Annotated in this window: 20 protein-coding genes and 1 other RNA gene; 15 read left to right on the top strand and 6 right to left on the bottom strand. The window is 37.7% G+C overall.

The window, feature by feature from the left end; genetic code table 11:
- The first annotated feature begins 9 nt into the window (after positions 1 to 9).
- Together MM214_RS08825 and MM214_RS08820 are read left to right on the top strand one after the other, a co-directional pair.
- Positions 10 to 1,269 carry a DUF819 family protein gene (locus MM214_RS08825; protein WP_241294458.1) on the top strand — a complete coding sequence of 420 codons (1,260 nt, stop codon included), beginning with the start codon at positions 10 to 12 and terminating at the stop codon, positions 1,267 to 1,269.
- A 230-nt stretch (positions 1,270 to 1,499) separates the two neighbouring features.
- Positions 1,500 to 1,832 carry a YbjQ family protein gene (locus MM214_RS08820; RefSeq protein WP_241294457.1) on the top strand — a complete coding sequence of 111 codons (333 nt, stop codon included), beginning with the start codon at positions 1,500 to 1,502 and terminating at the stop codon, positions 1,830 to 1,832.
- 49 nt (positions 1,833 to 1,881) lie between these two features.
- Here the strand turns inward: MM214_RS08820 and ffs are convergent.
- Positions 1,882 to 1,970, bottom strand: an RNA gene (gene ffs, locus MM214_RS08815) — signal recognition particle sRNA small type.
- A gap of 134 nt (positions 1,971 to 2,104) precedes the next feature.
- On the opposite strand from ffs, the gene MM214_RS08810 reads away from it, so the two are divergent.
- Positions 2,105 to 2,395 (top strand): hypothetical protein, encoded by a 291-nt coding sequence (locus MM214_RS08810; RefSeq protein WP_241294455.1) that lies wholly within the window; start codon positions 2,105 to 2,107, stop codon positions 2,393 to 2,395.
- An 88-nt stretch (positions 2,396 to 2,483) separates the two neighbouring features.
- Here MM214_RS08810 and MM214_RS08805 read toward each other — a convergent pair whose 3' ends face one another.
- Entirely contained in the window at positions 2,484 to 2,711 is a 228-nt protein-coding gene (locus tag MM214_RS08805; RefSeq protein ID WP_241294453.1) for a hypothetical protein, read from the bottom strand.
- 837 nt (positions 2,712 to 3,548) lie between these two features.
- On the opposite strand from MM214_RS08805, the gene MM214_RS08800 reads away from it, so the two are divergent.
- The 12 genes from MM214_RS08800 (at position 3,549) to MM214_RS08745 (ending at position 14,492) form a co-directional block, all read left to right on the top strand.
- Positions 3,549 to 4,955, top strand: a complete 1,407-nt coding sequence (locus MM214_RS08800) for an anthranilate synthase component I family protein (protein WP_241294452.1) — start codon at positions 3,549 to 3,551, stop codon at positions 4,953 to 4,955.
- Between the two features lie 250 nt (positions 4,956 to 5,205).
- Positions 5,206 to 5,763 (top strand): anthranilate synthase component II, encoded by a 558-nt coding sequence (locus tag MM214_RS08795; protein ID WP_241294450.1) that lies wholly within the window; start codon positions 5,206 to 5,208, stop codon positions 5,761 to 5,763.
- 202 nt (positions 5,764 to 5,965) lie between these two features.
- Positions 5,966 to 6,976: an anthranilate phosphoribosyltransferase gene (gene trpD / locus MM214_RS08790; protein WP_241294449.1), complete on the top strand. Its 1,011-nt coding sequence runs from the start codon at positions 5,966 to 5,968 to the stop codon at positions 6,974 to 6,976.
- Between the two features lie 12 nt (positions 6,977 to 6,988).
- Positions 6,989 to 7,810 (top strand): indole-3-glycerol phosphate synthase TrpC, encoded by an 822-nt coding sequence (gene trpC / locus MM214_RS08785; RefSeq protein ID WP_241294448.1) that lies wholly within the window; start codon positions 6,989 to 6,991, stop codon positions 7,808 to 7,810.
- Positions 7,807 to 8,433: a phosphoribosylanthranilate isomerase gene (locus tag MM214_RS08780; protein ID WP_241294446.1), complete on the top strand. Its 627-nt coding sequence runs from the start codon at positions 7,807 to 7,809 to the stop codon at positions 8,431 to 8,433. Before trpC ends, MM214_RS08780 begins: the two co-directional genes overlap by 4 nt.
- Before the next feature lie 26 nt (positions 8,434 to 8,459).
- On the top strand, positions 8,460 to 9,638 hold the full coding sequence (trpB, locus tag MM214_RS08775) for a tryptophan synthase subunit beta (protein WP_241294445.1): 1,179 nt from the start codon (positions 8,460 to 8,462) through the stop codon (positions 9,636 to 9,638).
- Between the two features lie 204 nt (positions 9,639 to 9,842).
- Positions 9,843 to 10,019, top strand: a complete 177-nt coding sequence (locus MM214_RS08770; RefSeq protein WP_241294444.1) for a hypothetical protein — start codon at positions 9,843 to 9,845, stop codon at positions 10,017 to 10,019.
- 129 nt (positions 10,020 to 10,148) lie between these two features.
- A complete protein-coding gene (gene trpA / locus MM214_RS08765; protein ID WP_241294442.1) occupies positions 10,149 to 10,922 on the top strand; it encodes a tryptophan synthase subunit alpha in 774 nt (257 codons plus the stop codon).
- A gap of 3 nt (positions 10,923 to 10,925) precedes the next feature.
- On the top strand, positions 10,926 to 11,945 hold the full coding sequence (gene aroF, locus MM214_RS08760; RefSeq protein ID WP_241294441.1) for a 3-deoxy-7-phosphoheptulonate synthase: 1,020 nt from the start codon (positions 10,926 to 10,928) through the stop codon (positions 11,943 to 11,945).
- A gap of 107 nt (positions 11,946 to 12,052) precedes the next feature.
- Entirely contained in the window at positions 12,053 to 12,832 is a 780-nt protein-coding gene (locus MM214_RS08755; protein ID WP_241294440.1) for a phenylalanine 4-monooxygenase, read from the top strand.
- A gap of 184 nt (positions 12,833 to 13,016) precedes the next feature.
- Positions 13,017 to 13,628, top strand: a complete 612-nt coding sequence (gene pncA / locus MM214_RS08750) for a bifunctional nicotinamidase/pyrazinamidase (RefSeq protein ID WP_241294438.1) — start codon at positions 13,017 to 13,019, stop codon at positions 13,626 to 13,628.
- Positions 13,629 to 13,727: 99 nt separating this feature from the next.
- On the top strand, positions 13,728 to 14,492 hold the full coding sequence (locus MM214_RS08745; protein WP_241294437.1) for a DUF2490 domain-containing protein: 765 nt from the start codon (positions 13,728 to 13,730) through the stop codon (positions 14,490 to 14,492).
- Between the two features lies 1 nt (position 14,493).
- Here MM214_RS08745 and MM214_RS08740 read toward each other — a convergent pair whose 3' ends face one another.
- The 4 genes from MM214_RS08740 to MM214_RS08725 form a co-directional block, all read right to left on the bottom strand.
- The gene (locus MM214_RS08740; protein WP_262916607.1) at positions 14,494 to 15,537 is read right to left on the bottom strand and encodes a PorP/SprF family type IX secretion system membrane protein; all 1,044 of its coding nucleotides are present in this window, start codon (positions 15,535 to 15,537) and stop codon (positions 14,494 to 14,496) included.
- A 6-nt stretch (positions 15,538 to 15,543) separates the two neighbouring features.
- Positions 15,544 to 22,038 carry a T9SS type B sorting domain-containing protein gene (locus MM214_RS08735; protein WP_241294433.1) on the bottom strand — a complete coding sequence of 2,165 codons (6,495 nt, stop codon included), beginning with the start codon at positions 22,036 to 22,038 and terminating at the stop codon, positions 15,544 to 15,546.
- Positions 22,039 to 22,522: 484 nt separating this feature from the next.
- A complete protein-coding gene (locus MM214_RS08730) occupies positions 22,523 to 22,984 on the bottom strand; it encodes a hypothetical protein (protein WP_241294431.1) in 462 nt (153 codons plus the stop codon).
- Positions 22,985 to 23,077: 93 nt separating this feature from the next.
- Complete coding sequence (locus tag MM214_RS08725; RefSeq protein ID WP_241294429.1) at positions 23,078 to 24,484, bottom strand: tagaturonate reductase; 1,407 nt, start codon at positions 24,482 to 24,484, stop codon at positions 23,078 to 23,080.

Genomic DNA, 24,484 nt, shown 5'->3' with positions numbered 1-24,484 from the left:
CAATTTATAATGACAGAAGAGACACCATTCTTGACCAATGATGCAGTAGTTTTTGGTATTTTAGTGACCATATTAGCTTTAGTATTCTCCACATCTTCGAGCAAGCAAGCATTTTGGGTGAAGTTTTACAGGATAGTTCCTTCGATATTGTTATGTTATTTTATTCCGGCGATACTCAATTCCCTTGGACTGATTTCGGGAGAATATTCAAAGCTTTATTTTATGGCCTCAAGGTACCTGCTGCCAACTTCTTTGGTGTTATTGACTTTGAGCATTGATTTTAAAGGAATCATAAAATTAGGTCCCAAGGCATTGATCATGTTTTTGGCTGGAACGCTGGGGATTGTTCTTGGTGGACCGATGGCTCTATTTGTCATTTCGGTGATATACCCAGATATCTTAGGAGGAGTTGGGCCAGACGAAATATGGAGGGGCTTATCAACCATAGCAGGGAGCTGGATAGGAGGTGGAGCAAATCAAACAGCAATGCTTGAAGTATTTGGAGCGAGCCCGTCCTTGTTTTCACAAATGATTGCAGTAGATGTTTTGGTGGCGAATGTTTGGATGGCTGTGTTGTTATATTGGGCAGCAAAGCCCGATAGAATAGATAGACTATTCAAAGCGGACAGTTCGGCAATAATCGAACTTCAACAAAAAGTAGAGAAATATAGAGCCGGTATTTTGAAAATTCCAACAATGGCAGATACGATGAAAATCTTAGGAATAGGTTTTGGAATCACAGCAATGGCTCATTTTATAGCTGATATAGTAGCTCCTTATATTGGGCAGCACTATCCAGCATTAAGTGATTATTCATTGGATTCTACCTTCTTCTGGATAGTGGTATTGGCTACTACAGGAGGCTTAATTTTGTCCTTTACCAAGGCTAGGGCACTTGAAGGAGCAGGAGCATCGCGTTTGGGTTCGGTGATGTTATACGTTTTGGTAGCGACTATAGGAATGCAAATGGATCTCAAGGCAATTTTTGATAATCCACTTTTCTTTTTGATAGGGATAATTTGGATGATATTTCATGTTTTGATTATGTTACTTGTAGCTTATCTTATCAAAGCACCCTTCTTTTTTGTTGCTGTGGGTTCACAAGCGAATGTTGGCGGAGCAGCCTCTGCACCCATTGTAGCTTCTGCTTTCAATCCAGCACTTGCGCCAGTAGGGGTTTTGATGGCTGTATTAGGTTATGCTGTAGGGACCTATGGTGCCTTGCTCTGCGGCTATTTGTTGCAAGCTGTTCATCAAGGGTTAGGTTGATGATTTTTAGCAATATTTTGAATCAACAAACTTCATAATTTACTTAAGAAAGGCCTGGTTTTTAATACCCATGTGAGCTGACAAATTAAGTAGATTCTTTTTTGAAGAAGCACCAAGTTTTTGGGGCTTGTTTGAATTTCTGCCGAAATTTGACCGAAAGAATTCGAATAAAGAAACAGGGTGATTAAATTGTGCGTGAAAGAGATATAATTTCAATTAAATAAAAAATCATGATAGTATCAACAACCCCATCCCTAGAAGGATATGAAATTAAAGAATACCTTGGTGTAGTTACTGGCGAAACCATCATAGGAGCTAATTTATTCAAAGACTTTTTCGCCAGTATCACGGATATAGTTGGCGGTAGATCTGGAGCTTATGAGAGAGTACTTCGTGAAGCAAAGACTACAGCAATGACTGAAATGCAGATGCAGGCAAATGCATTTGGTGGCAATGCCATAGTAGGGATTGACCTAGATTATGAAACAATCCGAGACGGCATGCTGATGGTGACTGCTAGCGGTACTGCTGTAAAGATCGTCAAGAAAGAGAAGGATATTTGAAATAGGTAAAACAAATTGGAAACCGGACTTATTGGGGAGAAGATAAAAAAAAAGAGGCGGTATCGCACCGCTACAACCGCCTACCCTTGCTCCCTTCCGGACCTGGGGGATTCAGCAGGAGCTGGTCGTACCGCCGACACAAAGGTAAGTCAATTTTATTCTATTCCAAAAGCTAAGATTGGAATATTGCATTTGTAAATCTAAAGAGCTCAATTTCAGTTTGAAAAAGTGTGGCAAAGTTTTTGCCGCTTCTCTACAAAAGATATTAAGTTATGAAAAAATCAATTGTTTTTGTATTTACAGTGTTTTTGCTTGGATCATGTGCAGTTTTCACACCTAGACATGAATTCAGAGAAGGTATGTCAGAAGGTCAGTTTTTGAGACAAAATAGAGCTGCAGTGCTAAGCAATATGGAAGGCCCATTAAAAGTATATAGGCTTGATAGGGGAGATCGGTTTTATGTTTTGGCTACATTCGAAAATGGAACATTGATCAAAGTAGAAGAGAGAGAATTGACACCAGGGTGGATGCCGGCAGGTCCACCAGTCGGTAATCAGGAATAAGTACGATACAAACCCTTGAATTGAAACCTGTTCTTTTCAAGGGTTTTTTATTGGAATCAGCTGGAAATATAAACGTTCGCTGATCAGTTTATTTGAGATTAGAAACATATAAGTTGAATTCCATGGCTCCAGATTCCTCAAATTCATCTACAGCCAAGTCCTCAAAAATTTCATCATCAAATTCCATTTCAGTCTTTTCTATTTTGCCATCTGGGTGTATGATCAATTCGGTTCCAGTGTAGTCCTCAGGGTTAACTTTTACCAAAACTTTGTAATCATCGAATGTTCTTTTAAAATATCTTACTATTGCTGACATCTATATTTGATTTTAATTGTACTGTATTTTTTTTTGTTCCCAATGATCTTGCTTTCTGATTATACGCTTTTTTGCCAGTAACGTCAATTCATTGGCTCAACAGGTTGTTAATGGTCAATATCCATGAGTATCCAATATCAATTTATATCGGAAGTTAGATAAATCGGAATTTTGTAATGTCATTGGCAAAGTTCCGTATATCCATTTCTTGCTTTTAATCATTATCCCTTTTGACTTCGGAATTAGAAATTCATAAAATATAAGATCACCTCTAGATCAGCTCTCTTGATGACTTTTTCAGGCCTAATCCAATATTCATTTAAAGCAAAATCATAAAATGGTTTGGTATGATTTTGTAAAAAGGATCTTTGCAGAAGTACATTTTACTTTTTAAGGGCTTCAAGATAAAAGAGATAAATTGATCCACGTTTCACTAAAGAATAGCAAATGTCAGAATAAAAAACTTAAAATCAAGTGCAAATGAAATGATAAGAAGTTACGAATACGCTTTACTTTCACTATTTGTAGTCTCAGATTCAAAATTTTCTATTTTTCAGTCTCAAAAATCCTTTTATAATTCATGTATAGGAAAAAAACTATTGATTTTTTCGCTTTGACTTTTGTCATTCCGTTTGGTGTATTTATATTTGAGCCATATTAGTCATTATGAAATTCATTCAAGCAAAATATTGGTGGTGGCATTTACATTCTTTTCTAGGGGAAGAACCTATTGCTATTGTCTAATATCTACGCTTGTAAAAAGAAATATTAAGGCTTGCTGGTTTTTCCCGGTAAGCCTTTTTTTATTCCAAATTCTCAAAAACATTGCAACCACCTATGAATCAGATCAAACTGAAAACACGACATAAGAAACTTCTAGCTGATACCATTACCCCAGTATCAATTTATCTCCAGATTAGAGACAGGTACGCTAATCCTATACTTTTGGAGAGTTCCGATTACCATGGACAGGAAAATAGCTATTCTTACGTATGTTTCAATCCCTTGGCTTCTTTTTCTTATGATGGTCATGTCATAACGGAAAAGCTACCAGGAAAGGGCACATTTCAAGTTCAGTTGAGTCATAGTGAGAAATTAATCGATAGTTTGAGGACATTTTCATCCAAATTTGATGCATCTACCCAAGATTATAAATTTATCACCAACGGGCTTTTTGGATACATGCAATATGATACAGTTGCCAGTTTTGAAGATATCAAGCTTTCGAATACTGAAGAATCTTCTATACCTATGATGCACTATGCGGTTTATCAAAACGTCATCGTAGTAGATCATTTCAAAAATGAGATGCATTTGATTGAACATACTGTAGAAGGTAGTGAAGTGCAACCGATTTTAGATGATATAGAAACCTTATTGAAAAACAAAAATATTCCTTCTTATGGATTTACACTAGTGGGTGAGGAGGAGTCAAATTATTCGGATGAAGAATTCTTAGATATTCTAAAAAAAGGACAAGAACATTGCTTTAGAGGCGATGTGTTTCAGATAGTTCTATCGAGGAATTTCACCACGAAGTTCAAAGGAGATGAATTCAATGTGTATAGAGCCTTGAGGTCAGTTAATCCATCACCCTACTTGTTTTATTTTGATTACGGTTCTTTCAAGGTATTTGGAAGTTCGCCAGAGGCTCAGATTGTAGTGAAAAATAACAAAGCCACAATATATCCTATAGCAGGGACTTTCAAGCGTACAGGCAATGATCAAGCGGATGCCAATTTGGCTATGAAGCTGTATGACGATCCAAAGGAAAACTCTGAACACGTTATGCTTGTCGATCTTGCTAGAAATGACCTCAGTAGATCATCTTCCAAAGTAGAGGTAGAAGTATTCAAAGAAATACAATATTATTCACATGTGATCCACTTGGTATCCAAAGTGACTGGAATCTTGCCTCCACAAGCAAATCCACTACAACTTGTAGCAGATACCTTTCCAGCAGGTACACTTTCAGGTGCTCCAAAGTTCAGAGCGATGCAATTGATAGATGATTTGGAAAATACCTCTAGAAAATTCTACGGTGGCGCCATAGGGTTCTTAGGCTTCAAAGGCGACTTTAATCATGCTATTTTGATCAGGTCATTTGTTTCTGAAAATAATCAACTTCGATTTCAAGCTGGTGCAGGTGTAGTAGCTAAGTCTTCTATACAATCAGAATTACAAGAAGTATCCAATAAGCTAGAGGCCCTTAGAGTAGCTCTCAAAGCTGCCGAACAAATCTAGAAAACCAAAAAGTAAAGACTTGTCATTATTCAGTTATTTGTAGAGATTTTGACATTCAATGAGTTGAAATAGTTATGATTTGAAAAGTTTGTATGTTTGGTTTGGTTATAGCCCAGAATAGCAATCTCAAAAGAAATGTAATCGAATAGATTTGAAGGCCAAAAGTTCTCTACTTCAATAATCATAATACTTCCCGACTTTAACACCTAGTAATCTTCCAATTTTAAAATGCCCAACCTTAAAATTTCTTATGAAAATACTTGTCCTTGATAATTACGATTCCTTTACCTACAATTTGGTGTATATCATCAAAACATTGGGATATGAAATGGATATTTATAGAAATGATAAAATCAGTCTTGAAGATGTGGCTCAGTACGATAAGATTCTGCTTTCTCCTGGTCCAGGAGTACCATCTGAAGCAGGGATTATGCCAGAACTGATCAAGAAATATGCAGACACTAAAGATATCCTAGGAATATGTCTAGGTCATCAAGCTATAGGTGAGGCATTTGGATCCTCGTTGACTAACTTGTCAGAGGTGGTGCATGGCTTAGCTTCTGAAGTTACGGTAAAAGAAGATCTTCTTTTTCGAGGACTGCCTGAGTGCTTCAAAATCGGTCGTTACCACTCTTGGGTGATTAATGAGCAAACCTTGAGCCCAGATTTGGAAGTGACTGCACGTACTCCAGATGGTCAAATTATGGCAGTGAAGCATAAATCTTTAAAAGTACGTGGTCTGCAGTTTCACCCTGAATCTGTACTCACAGAACATGGGGTAGAATTGATGAGGAATTGGCTTTCTTAAATTTGATCCTCGATCAAAAGCTTGAAATCATTTGTCGAAAATTATTGTTATTTAGACCCAACATCAAATGGTCAGCTCATTAGGTAAGTGATGAGATAGAACGTAATAATTAGACATATACAACTATTGAATTAGATCACTTCATTATCTTTGAATTTGTCAAATACACTAAAGCAAGCATATTAAAATCACCATTTAAACCATGAAAGAAGTACTGAACCATTTGATAGAGCATCGCACGTTAGGGAAAGATCAAGCCAAAGAAGTATTAGTTAAAATCACTTCTGGAGAATATAACCAAAGCCAAATCGCAGCATTTCTGACGGTGTATATGATGAGGTCTGTCACAGTAGAAGAGTTAGGTGGCTTCAGAGAAGCCATGCTCGAGCAGTGTATACCAGTCGAAATTGCTGAATATGATGCTATGGATCTGTGTGGTACAGGAGGGGATGGTAAGGATACTTTTAATATATCTACTTTGGCCTCTTTTATAGTTGCTGGTGCAGGTCAAAATGTGGCCAAACATGGAAATACTGGTGTTTCTTCCATTTGTGGATCATCCAATTTGCTCCAGAGTTTTGGTTATGAGTTTACCAATGATCTAGGGAAAATCAAGAAAAGTTTGGATGAAGCAGGAATTTGTTTTCTGCATGCGCCATTGTTTCATCCAGCAATGAAGCATGTGGGACCGATTAGAAGAGAACTAGGAGTCAAAACGTTTTTTAATATGCTTGGCCCAATGGTTAACCCAAGTTTTCCCAAAAAGCAACTTGTAGGCGTATTTAGTTTGGAGCTTGCTAGATTGTATGCCTATTTGTACCAAAATCAAGAAGGTCAATTTAGTATTCTTCATGCCATTGACGGATATGATGAAATTTCCTTGACTGGCGATTTCAAACTAATCAGCCAACTAGGGGAGAAGCTTTACAGTCCCGAAGCTATTGGCCTTCCTATAATAGATGCCACACAAATCAAAGGTGGAGATAGCATCGAGGAGTCTGCCAAAATTTTTGATCAAATTTTAAAAGGTAAAGGCTCCAAAGAGCAAAATGCAGTTGTCATAGCCAATGCAGCAGCAGCATTACACACCGCATTGCCAGAGCTAAGCTTTCAGGATGCTGTAGAAAAAGCCAAAGATTCATTATTGGGTGGTTCTGCACTTCAAAAATTCAACGCTTTGGTAAAGCCAAAAAAAATCATTTCACTTGCATAAATTCAAAAATCAATGAATATTTTAGATAAAATCATTGCACATAAAAAACAAGAGGTCGCAGAGAAAAGCAGTCTTATTCCTGTGAAACTTCTAGAGAAAAGCATTTTTTTCCAGTCAGAAGTCGTTTCCATGAAGTCTTATGTAGCTGATCCTGATAGAACAGGTATCATTGCTGAGTTCAAAAGGAAATCACCCTCCAAAGGTGTGATCAATGCCAGTGCAAAAGTTGAGGCAACCAGCATAGGATATATGCAAGCTGGAGCCTCAGCCTTGTCAATCTTGACAGATCAGCAGTTTTTTGGAGGAAATAATGAAGATCTAATCCAAGCCAGAAAATTTAATTTCTGTCCCATACTTAGAAAGGATTTCATAATAGAAGAGTATCAAATCATAGAGGCAAAGTCAATAGGTGCAGATTGTATCCTTTTGATTGCGGCAGCTTTAGCGCCAAAAAGGTTGGAAGAATTAGCAAATTTTGCCAAGTCCCTTGGTCTGGAAGTGCTGATGGAAGTGCACGATGCTGACGAGCTTCAGGCCTCACTCAATGATGCCTTAGACCTGGTCGGGGTAAATAACCGTAGCTTGAAAACTTTCGAAGTTTCTGTTGATACATCCTTTGATTTGGTAAATAATATTCCGGATCAATTTGTAAAAATTTCTGAAAGTGGACTTTCAAAACCAGAAACACTCGTGGAATTAAAAAAAGCTGGGTATTCGGGGTTTTTGATTGGAGAGAATTTTATGAAATCTAGTAGGCCGCATCAAGCTGCTTATAATTTCATGAAAGCTTACCATAAGGCACTGTTGGCAGAGGGCTATATTCAAGAAAAATGAAGTTAAAAGTCTGTGGAATGCGTCACCTGAACAACATTCAGGATTTGGTCACAAAAGTTTATCCAGATTGGATGGGATTGATTTTCTATCCTAAGTCCTCACGGTATGTACCTGAGGAGTTAGCTGAGTCCATATCTCAAATACAGGTAAGGAAAGTAGGAGTGTTTGTTGATTCCAATTTTGCAGAAATAAAAAGCAGAATAAAGTCTTTTGGACTGTCTACTGTTCAGCTTCATGGAGGCGAGACGGTAGATTTCGTGAAACAAATCAAAGAGGAAACAGGTGTAGAGGTTTTCAAAGTTTTCTCAGTGAAACAACAATTGGATTGGAGTAAAATGGAAGATTATGTTTCTAATGTAGATTACTTTCTGTTTGATACTTTCACGACGGCTCATGGAGGCAGCGGAAAGACATTTGATTGGAATTTGCTTAAGGAATACCCTTTTACAAAACCCTTTTTACTCAGTGGAGGTTTGGATAATACACACATGGAAAGACTACTGGAATTGCACAGCCAGATTCCTCAAATGGTAGGCTTGGACATCAATTCAAAATACGAAGTCTCTCCAGCCTTAAAGGACATTGAAAAAGTATACGAGTTGAAATCAAGGATTTCAAATTAGAAGTTAGAATCAAAAAATATATCATAATGATAAAAGTTGATGAAAAGGGTTTTTATGGGAAATTTGGCGGTGCCTATATCCCTGAGATGCTTCACCCAAACATTGAGGAATTGAAAGATAGCTATGAGCAAATCATGGCTTCGGAAGAGTTTCAGGCTGAATTTCAGTCTCTACTAAGAGACTACGTCGGTAGACCAACTCCGCTTTATTTTGCAAAGCGAATGTCAGAAAAGTATGGAGCAAAGATTTACTTTAAGAGAGAAGATCTATGTCATACAGGAGCTCATAAGGTCAACAATACTGTTGGTCAGATAATTCTAGCAAAGAGACTTGGGAAAAAACGTATCATAGCTGAAACTGGTGCAGGGCAACACGGTGTGGCGACCGCCACGGTTTGTGCTTTGATGGGACTAGAATGCACTGTGTATATGGGTGCCCTAGATATACAAAGGCAGAGACCAAATGTGGAGCGCATGAAGATTTTGGGAGCAAAAGTGATCCCAGCAACTTCTGGTAGTCAGACACTCAAGGATGCTACAAATGAAGCTATGAGGCAATGGATCAGTAATCCAGTCGATACGCATTATATCATAGGATCTGTGGTAGGACCGCACCCATACCCTGAAATGGTTGCTAGATTCCAATCAGTGATTTCGGAAGAAATAAAAAGTCAGCTTCTAGAAAAAGAAGGTAGACAAAACCCAGACATTGTCATAGCATGTGTCGGAGGAGGAAGTAATGCTGCTGGTGCATTTTATCACTATTACAATACACCAGAAGTAAGACTTGTCGCAGCTGAAGCTGCTGGATTGGGAATCCATTCGGGCAAATCTGCCGCTACTACAGTTCTTGGAACAGCAGGTATTCTTCATGGTAGCAAAACGATTTTGATGCAGACTGAAGACGGACAAGTAGTGGAGCCACACTCTATATCCGCTGGTTTGGATTATCCAGGTATAGGACCAGTACATGCGCACCTATTTGATATTGGCAGGGCTGAATTTGTTGCAGTAGAAGATGAAGATGCCATGAAAGCTGGTATAGAGTTGAGTAGAATGGAAGGAATCATTCCTGCCATAGAAACTTCTCACGCTATCCATGCCCTCAACATGATCGAGTACAAGAAAGACGATGTCATCGTCATCAATTTATCTGGAAGGGGAGATAAGGACTTGGATACTTATATCAAGTGGGGAGGGTATTGAGGTGAAAGATTAGAAACAAGAGACAAGAAACAAGAGACAAGAAACAAGAGACAAGAGACAAGAAACAAGAGACAAGAAACAAGAGACAAGAAACAAGAGACAAGAAACAAGAGACAAGAGACAAGAGACAGAGAGGCGAGAAGCGAGAGAGACAGAGAGGCGTGAAACGAGAGAGACAGAGAGGCGTGAAACGAGAGGCGAGAAGTGAGAGACAGAGAGGAGAAGATTAGAAACAAGAGACAAGAGACAAGAGACAAGAGACAAGAGACAAGAGACAAGAGACAAGAAGCAAGAGACAAGAAACAAGAGACAAAGAAACAAGAGACAAGAGACAAGAGACAGAGAGGCGTGATACGAGAGATGAGAGTCGAGGAAAATTAGAAACAAGAAGGAAGAGACAAGAAGCTATCCCGTAAACCATTGAATCATTGGGTAATAGAAACTTATCGCTCAAATCTTATGTCATATTTCTTGTATCCCGCATCTAAAATCTACAATCTAAAATTACACATGAATCGATTACAAACATTATTTGAAAATAAAAAAGAGCGAGTACTGTCTATATATTTTACAGCGGGATTCCCAAGATTAGAAGATACAATTCCTACTATGGAGGCTATAGAGTCTGCTGGAGCTGATATTATAGAGATTGGTGTGCCTTACTCTGACCCTATTGCCGATGGGCCTACGATTCAGGATAGCAATATGATAGCTTTGGCCAATGGGATGAGTTTGAATAAGCTTTTTGATCAGATCAAGAATATGAGGAATTCTGTTAGTATTCCTGTGGTGTTGATGGGATACCTTAATCCTATCATCCAATATGGTATGGAGAGATTTCTTCAAAAATGCCAAGAAGTGGGTGTAGATGGTTTGATTTTGCCAGACTTACCCATGCAGCAGTACTTAGATGAGTTCAAGGAGATGTTCGAAAAGTATGGTCTTAGCAATACCTTTTTGATATCACCTCAAACAAGTGAGCAGCGAATCAGACAGATTGATGAGCATTCACAAGGCTTTATTTATATGGTATCTTCACATAGTATCACAGGAGCTAAGACAGGTCTCACAGAAGATCAAATCAATTACTTCAAAAGAGTACAATCGATGAATTTAAAGAACCCACGATTGATTGGATTTGGAATATCTGATGGAGAGACTTTCATGAATGCTTCCAAATATAGCAATGGAGCTATCATAGGTAGTGCATTTATCAAAACTGTAAAAAATAGTGTAGATTTAAAAGAGTCTATTCATACGTATATAAAGTCTGTAATTCAATAAAATATGATCATACAGTTAAAACAAGATATCAGTGAAAAGGAAAAGTCAGCTCTAATTGACGAAGTCAATGGGATCGGCTATAAAATCACAGAAGTCAAAACACAGCTTGGCGATTACTTGATCGGGATTGGAAAAGCTGACTTTGACATTCGAAAAATTGGGAAGAAAGCAGGAATTGCAGATATCCATATTGTCTCTGATGAATATAAGCTGGTTTCTAAAAAGTGGAAAGTTAAACCTACTTCTATAGATTTAGGAGATGGAGTGTTTGTCAAAGATGGTGATATGGCTATCATGGCAGGCCCATGCTCTATCGAATCAGAAGACCAGATCAGAAAAGTCATCAATCACTTGAAAGAAAACAACATCAAGTTGATGCGTGGGGGTGTATTCAAACCAAGATCTAGCCCATACGCATTTAGAGGTTTAGGTTTAGATGGCCTAAAGCTTTGGTATGAACTGGCACAAGAGGCAGGGATCAAGATCGTCACAGAAGTAATGCAAGTGTCTCAGATCGAAGAAATGTACCCTTTTGTAGATATCTATCAAGTAGGTGCTAGGAATACACAGAATTTCAACCTTTTGGATGAATTGGGTAAAGTAGATAAAGCTGTGATGATCAAGCGAGGGATTTCTGGCACGATTGAAGAGCTTTTGCAGTCAGCGGAGTATGTTTTTTCAGGAGGAAATGAGAAATTGATCCTTTGTGAAAGGGGAATTAGGACTTATGAAAAGGCAAGTAGAAACACTTTGGATCTGAATGCCGTACCTATTTTGAAGGCTAAATCACACTTACCAGTAGTGGTAGACCCTTCTCATGGTATAGGAATTAGGGCATATGTTCCTCAGATGGCACTTGCTGGTGTAATGTCTGGTGCAGATGGAATTATCTATGAAGCGCATGAAGTCCCTGATAAAGCATATTCCGATGGACAACAGACCTTGGATTTTGCGCAAAGCACTTTGCTTGCAGATCAGATTAGAAAGACCTTTGCTCTACGCAAAACATTTGAATTGTTGTAATTTTCCTCTAAATCCAATACTGTAAATGTATTGATCCAATTGCTCAACTTTGAATGTGAAGTTCTGTGATATTCCCAAAGTGACTCCGTAATATAACCCAAATATAAATGATCAATAAAGCGAAAGATTGGGTCTTCAGTGACCCGAGGTTAAAACAAATGACACAAGATTACGCTGCTTACACAGAAGAGGATTTCAAAGTTTGGAAGATTCTTTTCGATAGGCAAATAGTAAATCTACCAAAAGCTGCTTCAAAGGCATATTTAGATGGAATCAAGGAAATAGGATTTGCTTCTGATAAGATTGCAAACTTTGAAGATGTCAATAGCAGACTTGCTGAATCCACTGGATGGGCAATTCAAGTAGTTCCTGGACTGATAGACGATGATCTGTTCTTTGGATTGATGAACAATAAGAGATTTTGTTCCTCTACCTGGTTGAGAAAAATGGAGCAGCTAGATTACCTACAGGAGCCAGACATGTTTCATGATGCTTTTGCACATATGCCAATGCTTACCAATCAACCTTATGTTGATTTTCTGGAGAATTTGAGTGGCTTGGCACTGAAGCATATTGATAACAAATGGGCCATAGAGATTTTGTCTAGAATTTATTGGTTTACAATAGAGTTTGGACTGATAAGGGAACAAGGAGAGGTCAAAATCTATGGTGCGGGTATTTTGAGTTCGGCTGGAGAGACCAAGTATAGCCTTTCTGATGAGCCATCACACTTTGATTATGATGTTCGCAAGATTATGAATACACCATATTGGAAGGATAAGTTCCAAGATAAATACTTCATCATAGAGAGCTACGAACAACTTTACGAGTCCTTGCCAGAAATAGCTTCCGTGTTGGAAGAGATGGTGGAGGCTGAAGCAAATTAAACATAATTGAATCCGCAAAGGCACTTGCAGTCAATATAAAATTAGTGGTTGTATGATTTGGATAGTAATAGAGCTTGTTTCTAAATCATACGTTTCCAAAGTTTTATTCGTCATGGAACCTTTGCGGATGAATTTTAAAAATAACCATTTAAATTATTTCGCTAAACTTTCAAATCAATTTCCAATGCGAGGGCTTATTATAGTAGATGTTCAAAATGATTTTTTACCTGGTGGTGCACTTGCTGTGGATGAGGGTGATCAAATCATTCCGATCATCAATCAGCTCCAAAGTAGGTTTGATTTTATCATAGCTACTCAAGATTGGCATCCTGAAAATCATGGAAGCTTCGCTGCAAATCACCCAAATAAAAACCCAGGTGAATTTGTGATTTTGGAAGGTGTCCAACAAATATTATGGCCAGTCCACTGTGTTCAAGGTACATTTGGCTCTGAATTTCATCAAGATTTAAATCAAGAAAAATGGCAAGCGGTATTTAAGAAAGGGATGAACCCATTGGTAGATTCTTATTCAGGATTTTTTGATAATAATAAAAAAGGTGATACTGGATTGAGCAAGTTTCTGAAAGATCATGGAGTTGAAGAGATTTTCGTGTGTGGACTTGCAGAAGATTATTGTGTGAAGTTTACGGTATTAGATGGGCTAAATGAAGGGTTTAAAGTTCACTTGATTTTAGATGCCACAAAAGCAGTAAACCTTCATCCGGATGATTTTGCCAAAGCAATGATTGAAATGGAGAATGCTGGAGCGATTATTACTCACTCTGATTCCTTTTAAAGCTAATGTGATTCTTAATACAAATACATGATATTTTGTACTGTACATTTCGAAAGTATTTTCAAATATTCTTCGGATTAAATATATACAGTACATGATATGAATAAAAAAATCAAAATTCTGATAGTTTGGTTCATTTTACTTTCTGCTGAAAGGGTCTACGCAGATGGTATTAGATTAAGTGATTTTAATACGATTGGGTGGTATAACATACATTTAACGCATAAGGTAAATGATAAATGGAGTTTGCACGGAGAGTTCCAATGGAGAAGAGCTAATCTGATAAAAGAATCACAACAAAATTTATTTAGAACAGGAGTCAATTACCAAATTCACCCTTTTGTTTTGATTAGGGCTGGTATTGGTCACATTGAAACCCATCCCTACGGGAAAGTACCTATTCAAAATTCTAGTAGAATTTTCCCTGAATTCAGGTTTTTTCAAATGGTCCAGATCAATAACCCTATTGACAAAATCTTATTGAAGCATAGGTTTATGTTGGAACAACGCTGGGTCGGGAATTATTCAAATGGCCAACTGAACAAAGTATATAACAATACTTACGTGAATAGGATCCGTTATATGGCAACCTTACAATTACCTCTTGACAAGTATTTTTTAGAAAAAAATACGCCATACCTTTCAGTTTATGATGAGATAATGATTGGTTTTGGTAAAAGTATCAATCAGAATATTTTTGATCAAAATAGAGTAGGGTTAGTCTTTGGTCTCCACTTGAACCATAATTTTAAAATGGAATTTGGCGGTATCAATCAAATTCTTCAGTTTGCTCGATTGATAGAAGATAAAGCACTAATTCAGACCAATAGTGGATTGATTTTCAATACTTATTTTACCTTTTGATCTAAAATCTAAAGCAAGGTATTACCGTGCTTCTTCTGTTTCTTTGATTGGGATCTCCGTACATAAAGGAATATCTGATGGAAATCTCATGAGCTCCTGCTGATTGAAGATTTCCCAATTTGGATAATGTGAAATCATAACTATAACCGATGTCGAGTCCGCTTTCCAAAGTCAATCCGAGCAAGCCAGCAATAGACTCATTATTTGGTAAGGAATATTTGACTGGGAATCCTCTATACCAAACCCCAAGAACCAAGGGCTGAAGAAAGAACTGTGTACCGATGTCTAGCTGATTGAAGGGGGCTTGGTGCTTGTAATTAAATGCAAAAAACACTGATCTTTCTTGCCTGCTATTGCTGTAATAATTGTTGATAAACCCTTCTCCAAGGTCAAATTTCATACCGCCATGTGCAGACAATCTCATGGGAAGCTTGCTAATGTTCCCATCTACAAATGAAGTGTTGGGTTGAGAAAGGTGGTGGCCAGATATCCCTAGCCAGTAGGTTTCTGTATGGTATAAAAGGCCAAAGTTATAATCCATGAAACTATGGCGGTAATCACCCGAGAACAACTCTCCACTGTCACCCCCAATACTTCCAGTGTTGATGTCCAATTGATTTCCAAATACTAAATCACCAAAATATGCATCTCTATTGATGTAGCTTACTTGTCCTCCAAATCGTAAAAAGGAATCAAAACCAAGCTTCAATCTGTAGGAGTACGATAGACCAATTTCATTGGTTGATAGTTTAGCTTTACTTTCTTTATTGGCATTGAAGATCACACCTATACCAGAATTGATGTCAAACATGTAGTGATCTATATATGCAGAGTATGAATTGAAAGAGTGATCAAGCCCTGGCCATTGATTTCTATAATTTGCACCTATTCTGGTGAGTTCTGAAGAACCAGTGAAGGCTGGATTTAGGTATAATGGAGCAGCATAGAACTGCGTATATTGCACATCTTGAGCATATGTCGTTCCCATCATGTTGAAAATACACATGAAAATAATGAAGAACTTTATGACCGATGGATAATTCATGACTTACTAATTAATAAGTGTAAATACACCTGTTTGACTTCCTTTTTCACCATCTTCGGCTTCAAAGACCAACTTATAGACATAGTTTCCATTAGGACTCATTTTGCCATTTAGCTGGCCATCCCATCCCTGATCTTCACCAATTACATGTGAATAAATCATTTCACCCCATTTGTTGAAAATATAAAATTCAAAAGTTTTGATTCCCCTGAGTTTAGGGAGAAAAAAGTCATTGATTCCATCACCGTTAGGAGTGAAGGCATTAGGAATCATGATTCTGTATGAGGCAAGCACTTCTATGGTGATGGTAGCTTCTGAAACACATCCATAAATATCGAAGGTTTTTAAGGTGACCTCGTATATTCCAGGTTTTTGATATGTATGAGTAGCATTCTGTGTAGAAGTGTTGGTGCCATCACCGAAACTCCACTCCCAAGCAATTACATTTCCGAGTGTTCTATCTAAGAATTGAACTTCATCATTGACTAATATTTCACCTGTAGTTCCTATGGAAGGAATTGTATAGATGAAATCTGATTCTGAGAATACTAGTGGAAGTTCTACTTGATCACTGATTTCAACCTGGCAACCATTTGAATCTGTGATGATTGTGGAAATTCTACCACTATTATTAAACTCAATTTCAGTTGAATTGTTTACGCCGTTACTCCAAGTGATTTGATAATTTGGAACTCCGCCAGAAATTTCCAGCCAAGCTACACCTACCATTGTTTGATTTTCACAGTCTATGTCAAATCGGTGATTAAGCCTTGCTTCTAAAGGTTCTGGTTCTCGTATTTGAAAGGTTTGTTCAATGATGCAATTGTTGTCGTCTATCAATCTGACTGTGTATGATCCTGCTATAAGACCAGATCTATTGAAGCTGGTAATTTGATCATTGTCCGACCAAATTATGGTATAGGGCTGCATACCTCCAGCCACGCTTACGTTGATGTAGCCTTGATCGTCTCCATAGCAGTTTAAGTTTTCACTATGGTCAGCTGTCATAGAAAGTAGGGTTGGCTCTGAAATGTTAAAACTTCCACCAGTGCTACAACCATTTCTGTCTGTAATTATTACACTATAAGTTCCAGGAGGTAAATTTTGAGGGTTTCTGCCATTGAACCCATTTGACCATGCGTAGCTGTAAGGTGCAGTGCCGCCTCGTACATTTAATTCTATTCGACCATTAGCGGCACCGAAACAGGTGACATTTTCCACTGTTTCATTATAAGAAATCAATTCAGGTTCCCTGATATTGTATGTAGCAGAGGTGATACAACCGCTAGCGTCTGTAATGCTAACATTGTAGTTGCCTGCTACAAGTCCAGATATTGAAGTTTGGTTTCTTACTCCATGACTCCAAATGATCTCAAACGGTGAATTTCCATCTTCAATTGAAATGCTTATCCTTCCATCTGATCCTCCAAAGCAAGTTACATGCACAAGTTCATCAAGTCTCATGGAGAGATTGCTTGGTGGGAGAATCTCAACTTCTTCTATGGCAATACAACCATTGGAATCTGTCACAGTTAAGCTGTATGTTCCAGATGTCAGGTTGGAAGCTATTGGTCCTCTTGCACCAGTTGACCATAAGTAAGTATAAGGTGCTGCACCTCCACTAATGGATGCGGAGAGCATCGTATGGCCGCCTGATGAACATATAGTAGTATTGCCTTCGAATGAAATTTGTAAAGTGGATCTTGGCACTGGAATTTCAAACTCAAGTACTTCACTACAGCCATTCGAATCAGTGACAGTGACCTCATAGTTACCAGTTGATACATTTATCAATGATGTATTGGTAGAACCATTCGACCACAGGTAAGTATAAGGTGCAGTGCCTCCTTGAACATTGAGAGTCACATCTATAGTGTCATCAGGAGTACAAATTTCCGTTGGAAAGATTGCCTGAATTGTCAAATGCTCAGTTGGTTGTGATATTATGAATGTCTCTGAACTGACACAAGAGTTTCCATCATTTACAAAAACTGTATATGAACCAGCTGTAAGGGCACTTATTATTAACCCTTCTTGCCCATTTGACCATTGTACTTGATAGTCTCCACTTCCCCCATTGATCTCAATTTCAATACTTCCATCATTACCATCTCTACAACTCACCTCTTGAATGGAAGCTAGATTAATTTGTATAGGTTCTGATTCAATGATCTCAATTGTAGTGGTAGGTGTTTGACAGCCATTTTGGTCAATAACATTGACTTCGTAAGTACCTGAGGTAAGATTATCAAAAGTCGCTATGCCAGTATAAAAACCAGTTATTGATCTTGTTACACCGTTTTGACCTGTTAAGGTGATTGTTTTTCCAAAATTCCCCCCAGATATATTAAGGATAACTTGCCCTGATTCACCAAAACAAAAAGTTTGTATGTTCTGAGTAAATATTTGAATTTCATCTGGTTGTGTTATGATGTAATCCTCAGAATCTAAAGTGCAATTATCATTATATTGGAATCTTACGAAGTACCGACCTGCTCCTAATTCATTTAAAGTATCAGAGCTTATAGGTGATAAGCTGCCATTGGATTCTCTTCTGTACCATTGATAAGAGATTTCATTGAAATCTCCCAAAGTTTGGAAAGTTAATTGGCCATCATTACCTCCAAAGCAACTTGCGTCTTGAACCTTTTCTACATCATAAACAGGTTGATTTGGATTATTGATTGTAATTGAATCACTATCTTCACAGCCTCTGCTATCCCTCACTGTAATGATATAATTTCCAGATTCTAAATTGGTAATGATATTAGAATCAAGCTCTTCTTGAACTCCATCTAGAGAGATAAAATACCTGTAACTTGGAAGTCCCCCTGAAGCAGAGATAGCTATGATGCCATTTTGGCCTATACAGGTTGGGTTCAATGCATCAATATTTATTCGAAGAGGATTGGTTGGGCCAGCTACATTTATAATATTGTTTACACTACAGGATGTTCCATTTCCAAAAGTGACACTGTAGATTCCGGGAGACACATTCTCCAGTATATTGGTGTTTTCTGCGACAAGAACATTCTCTGGCAATCGAAACCATTGACTTGAGAATGTTTCATCTCCACCTACAAACTCTACCTCAATCCTGCCATCGGTATGTTCACAACTCGGTTCATTTATGTCAATCAAATTGATAGACAATTGATCTGGTTGGGTAATTGAAATGTCTTCAAGCCTAGCTACGCAACCTCTAGCATCTGTTATTGTTACAGCATAATTTCCTACTCCGAGATTTTGAGGGTTTTGATTGATAAAACCATGATCCCATTCAAATCTATATGGAAAAGTACCGCCAGTAACTTGAATATTGATACTTCCATCATTTCTCCCGAAGCAGCTTGCATTTTGTACACTTAGTGCGCTGATTACTATTTCATCTGGTCCTTCCAAAGTGACATCGTGTTCTTCAATACATCCGGCAATATCTCTAACTATGATCTTATAGTTTCCAGCTCTGATACCTACAAGAGATTGTCGTGACCCTCTGAAATTTTCAAAGACACCATTTTCATTCTCTCGCTGCCATGAAATGTAATAGCCAGGACTTCCACCCGAGATTCTGACTTGAAGGGTCCCATCAAATGCTCCTGGACACGATGGTGGTCGTGTAGATAAGGTTTCAATTGACAATGGAGCTTCAGGCTGAGTTACTTCTATGTTGGTAAGTTCTCTATAGCATCCATTTTGGTCTATGACTCTTACACTATAGATTCCAGCTGGAATATTGCTTATGTTTTGTTCGGAAGAAAAGTACCCATTTGACCCGCTCCAAGCAAAAGAATAGTCGCCCGTACCACCACTGACTTGAATGCTGATAGAGCCAGTAGATTCACCATAGCAAATTATGTGAACAACTGATTCGTCTAATTCGAGTTGAAGTTCTGGAGTAGGTAATATTTCAAAAGTCCTTTCTAAAAAGCAATTTTGATTATCAATCTCTGACACTCTTAATACATAACTTCCTGGGCCTATTCCTTCTAAACTTTCGGTGTTTGCGATCACATTATTTAAGTCATTGGAAAGATACCATTGATGTTGCAATTGTCCATCTCCACCAGAAGTTTCGATGAATATATATCCATCTGAGACACCATAGCAACTTTCTTGACTGATTGAAATTAAGTCAATCCTAATCTCCTCTGGTGAAAGAATGTCAAATTGTAATTCATTTATATTGCAATTATTGGCATCCCTAACTATCAGATTGTATCCATTTCCCGAAGAAAGGTTAGGAATAGTGATAATGTTTTCTGTTGTACTGATAAATGAAGCACCATTCAGTGAGTATGCATAGGGTAAATTTCCTCCATTGATAGAGAATGTTACAGAGCCATCTGATGCATTGATGCAAGAAATGGGTTCTGTTTGAAGTCCATTAACTACAAATGGATCTGGCTCATTGATAGCAAATTCTATTTCACTGAAACATCCATTCTCATCAGTTGCTGTGATTTTATAGGTTCCAGCTTCTATGCCTAGCAAGTTCAAAGAATTGTTTCCATTGATGTTAACGTAATTACCATTTTCCAATTTTTGCCATGAAATCGTCAAATTTCCATTGCCTCCTTGGATTGATAATCCTGACACGAAGCCATCAGACTGACCAAAGCATGATACATGAGAGACTTGAAGATTGCTAGTATCAAACTCCACACTTACTACGCTTTCAATCGTGAAATCCAACGTTAGATTACATATACCTTCATAGGTGATTGATACAGTGTGCTCTCCTTCAGGTAAGTTTTCAAAAACTACATTATTTCCTGTGAGTGTTTGTGCTCCTATTGACACATTGTAGTTTGCTGTACCGTTTATTTGAATATTGACCCTGCCATCAGATTCACCCGAACATGACACTGGAAAAGATTCAATTACTACTTCGGGTGGGGGAGGGGAACTCAAATTTTCAAATAGGGTAATGGAGCATCCCAGCGCATCAGTGATGGTTACAGATACCTCACCCTCAGGTAAGCCTTCGGCTCTTTCTGTATTTTGCTGTCCTATGCTCCAAAGAAAGGTATATGGTTCTACACCACCTTGGATATTGAATACCCTCGCCACTCCATCATTGGCACCTACACAAGAGAGATCATCGAGTATTTCAATCCTAGCCTCTAGTGCCGGGGCAATATTTACAATTTCAAACATCTCTCTAATAGAACAACCACCAGCATCAATAATATCTACAAAATAGTTTCCAACAGGCAAATTGTTGATTTGAGAATCTGTGGAGCCATTGCTCCACAAATAGGTATAAGGCTCCCAGCCTCCAGAAGGATTAACTGATGCTACACCCGAGTTTTCTCCAAAGCATTTAATATTTTCTGAAGTAGCATTGGATACTAAAGGGGAATCTGGACTATTTATTTCTATTTCAAAAATTTGGGTACATTCTGGGTAATTGGTACCTCCATGGCTAAAAGTGATGAAATAATTTCCAGAAAGAAGATTATCAAAAAGATGTTCAAAACTTGAAGCTGCCATATCAATGTTGATCACATTTTCAAGGACTTGTCCTGCTGAATTTGATAGTGTGATTTCCACCTCTTCGGGTAGAGTTGAATTGTCAGGATTTCTTTCAATTTCGAATAGGATACTTCCATTTGAATCACCAAAGCATGTAATATCAGCTGTTGTTATTTCATGAAATAATAAAGGATCGTATTCTATGGTAAAAGGAAAAATTTCCGGACAATTTTCTTGTCTAAAGTCATCTGCAATTTCCAAGAAATATTCTCCTGTTGAAAGGCCTTCATATCTGATTTGACCATTGGGTGCTGTAGTCCAAGTATTGATGTAACCGTTTGGAGACCTCCTTCTTATTCTAAATCTCACATCTCCTTCAAACTGCAAGATATCGTAAGCTATGCTACCATTGTCTACACAATTAGATGGGAAGGCTCCTAAACTTCCTCCTCTTGCAAGCCTGATAGGAATGATTGGATCAAGTTCTACTTCATCAAATTCTATACAGCCGTTTGCATTTTGGACTTCTACTAAGTAAGTACCTGCTTGAAAGCCGGTGAGATTGATGGTGTTCCCTGAAATTGGAGTCGATCTTACAACTTGCCTTGACTCATTATATATCGTGACAATAAATGGTGCTACGCCATTATTGATCTCACCAACTATTCTTCCAAATGTGATGCCTTCACAATTGTTGTCTTGCAAGACATCGACATTCAGCGTAAAGTTGGATGATCCTTGAAAGAAAAAAGAGTCGGAATAAACATCTCCATTGGCATCAGTCACTGTAGAAGTGTACATGCCTCTTTTGGCCTGAGTTAAAATACTAATGTCTGATGACCCGAAGTTTTCATCAATTTGAACTATCTCACTATCGTAAGTCCATACATAGGTATAAGGAGGTTGACCGCCTCGAACCCTGAACTCTGCTATCCTTTCACATTCGAATCTTAAGTATCTATCACCTGTCATCGATTGGGCAATAGCGTATTGACATCCCAATGACAAGATGGAAAGTACCAAGAAGCATAATTTTAAATACTGAAATTTCACTACCTACTTCATTTTTAGATAATCAATTTGAGGAGATTTATAAAATCTTTCTCTATAAATACTTTTCACCCTACCTATAGTTAATTTCAGATATAGATAAGAGAATTTCGAATAGTGAATTTTGTAATTGGTGATTACGAATTATTATAAATGTATTTCATAATTGTCAAAATACTATTTTGAAATTATCTCATATCATACAAATATATGTATAAAATGTAAGTTTTTAAAAAATAATATTTTATGAGATTTGATGATTTAGCTTGAGTTTTATATGAATTATTATATCTCTTAATTTTTGTTATTGATGACACAAATAAGATTTTTCATAAAATGAAATTTTTAAATTTCAATCAACAAAAAAAAGGTTTCGGAGAAATATCAACCAAAACCTTTTGTAAAAATAATTTTTTAAAGAATTATGTTTTGTAAAATCAAAATATTAGAATTTTACCTAAATCACTTCTAGAACTTCTACTTTGTTATTTCTAAATTCCCCTTTTTCACCACGCTTCAGTCCCCATAGAGCAGTTAGCAGTGGGGATTCTTTAGATACAAGTTGGTAGTCTGTGCCATCCAAGGTTACTTTTCCCAGTGGAATTGAAACCCATATCCAGCCCATTGCCACTTTGATCAAAGCCCCTTCTTCTACTGAATGTAGCGCTTTGACTGGAACCGCATTCAGTTGATTGAGCATCACCTTGGTGGTGCTGAGTTGCTTTTGAAGCATGCTTCTATTTTGGTTGAGCATTTCTTGGTGCGTTTCATACTTATCTCCAGCAGAGCTCTTTTCTTCTGCTTCTGAAGATTGTTGAAGTTCACTCAATTGTCTATCTATATCAATGATTTGTTCCTTGAGTAATTGTTGTGATTTGCTCAATAGTGCTAGCTTGATTTCTGGGCCATTTGTCTTCATTCGGCAAAAGTAAATAAAAAACAGGAAATCCACCTAGACTTCCTGTTTTCTCAAATAATAACCCAAATAAATAAGTATGTTGTTATGATATTCTTAACCCTTGCCTAAGTAACTATGCATAGCCTTATGTACAGCTTCTGCCAAGCCATCATGCCTACTTAGGTCTTCTCCCCATAGGGTTTCTTCTTTTAAAGCTGATGCCACGATCACATTTGAATCTTCTATAGTCCAAAGGTTTTTGAAAAAACTTGTGATTTCCTTTTCATCATGAACTGGTGTTGCCACACCTTCAAAATCTCCACTGTAAAATATTAGTAAGGCTGCAAATGATTGTATTAAATTATTAGGCCATTCACCCTTCCGTTTTTTATATTCTAGGATACTAGGAAGTACCCTTACTTTAAATTTGGAAATGGAGTTCAGTGCAATAGAGCTCAGCTCATGTCTGATAAAAGGGTTTTTGAATCTGTCGAGTACATCACTTGCAAATTTCTCCAGTTCGGCGGAAGGCAGGTCAAGTGTAGGTATAATTTCATTGTAAATGGCACCTGTGATAAACTGCCCCATTTCAGGGTCTTCTACAGCTTCTCTCACTGTACGTAACCCTGAAAGATATGCTACTGGTACCAAAGCTGTATGAGCACCATTCAGAATCCTCACTTTTCGTGTCCTATAGGGACTTTGGTCTTTTACAAACTTTACTTCTAGACCTGTTTGAGGTCCTGGTAGTATTTCTGCTAATGATTCTTTGCCCTCTATGACCCAAAGGTGAAATGGCTCTGCCATTACTACTAATTTATCTTCGAACCCTAATTCAGCTTTAATAGTATCAATGGTATCTTTTGGAAATCCTGGCACGATCCTGTCTACTAGTGTATTACAAAAGGTGTTGGAGGATTCGATCCAGTTTGCAAATGCCTCAGGAAGTTGCCACAATTTAATATACTTTAATATAGCAGCTTTGAGTTGTTCTGCATTTTTATCTATCAATTCACAAGGAATGATGATAAGCCCTTTGTCATTATCTCCCTCAAACTTCTTAAATCGCTCATAAAGTAATGCTGTAAGTTTACCAGGGAATGTATTTGGTGTGATATGGTAGTCAGTGTCATTTTGATCAAATGCAATGCCTGCTTCTGTGGTATTGGAGATGATGAATTTCAAATCAACCTGATGAGCGAGATGTAAATATTCTTGATAGTGATCATATGGATTGGTGACACCATGGACACAAGTGATCAGCTTGGTCTTGTCCACGGTGTTTCCATCAAGGATGCCTTGCAATTTCACATGGAAAAGTCCATCTTGGTCATTGAGCAGTTTTCCTAAGCCTTGTGCCAATGGTTGTACAATTTGAACATTGCCATCAAATCCAGACTTTTCGTTCATTTCTTCAATCATCCAGTTTACAAACCCTCGTAAGAAATTACCCTCTCCAAACTGAATAACTTTTACCGGTCTTTGTATTGTGTTGACCTGATCTCTATTCAAAGCTTTCAT

The organism is Belliella kenyensis (assembly GCF_022549675.1).
In the GTDB taxonomy this organism is placed as follows: domain Bacteria; phylum Bacteroidota; class Bacteroidia; order Cytophagales; family Cyclobacteriaceae; genus Belliella; species Belliella kenyensis.
This window is presented reverse-complemented; position numbering and strand designations above follow the sequence as displayed.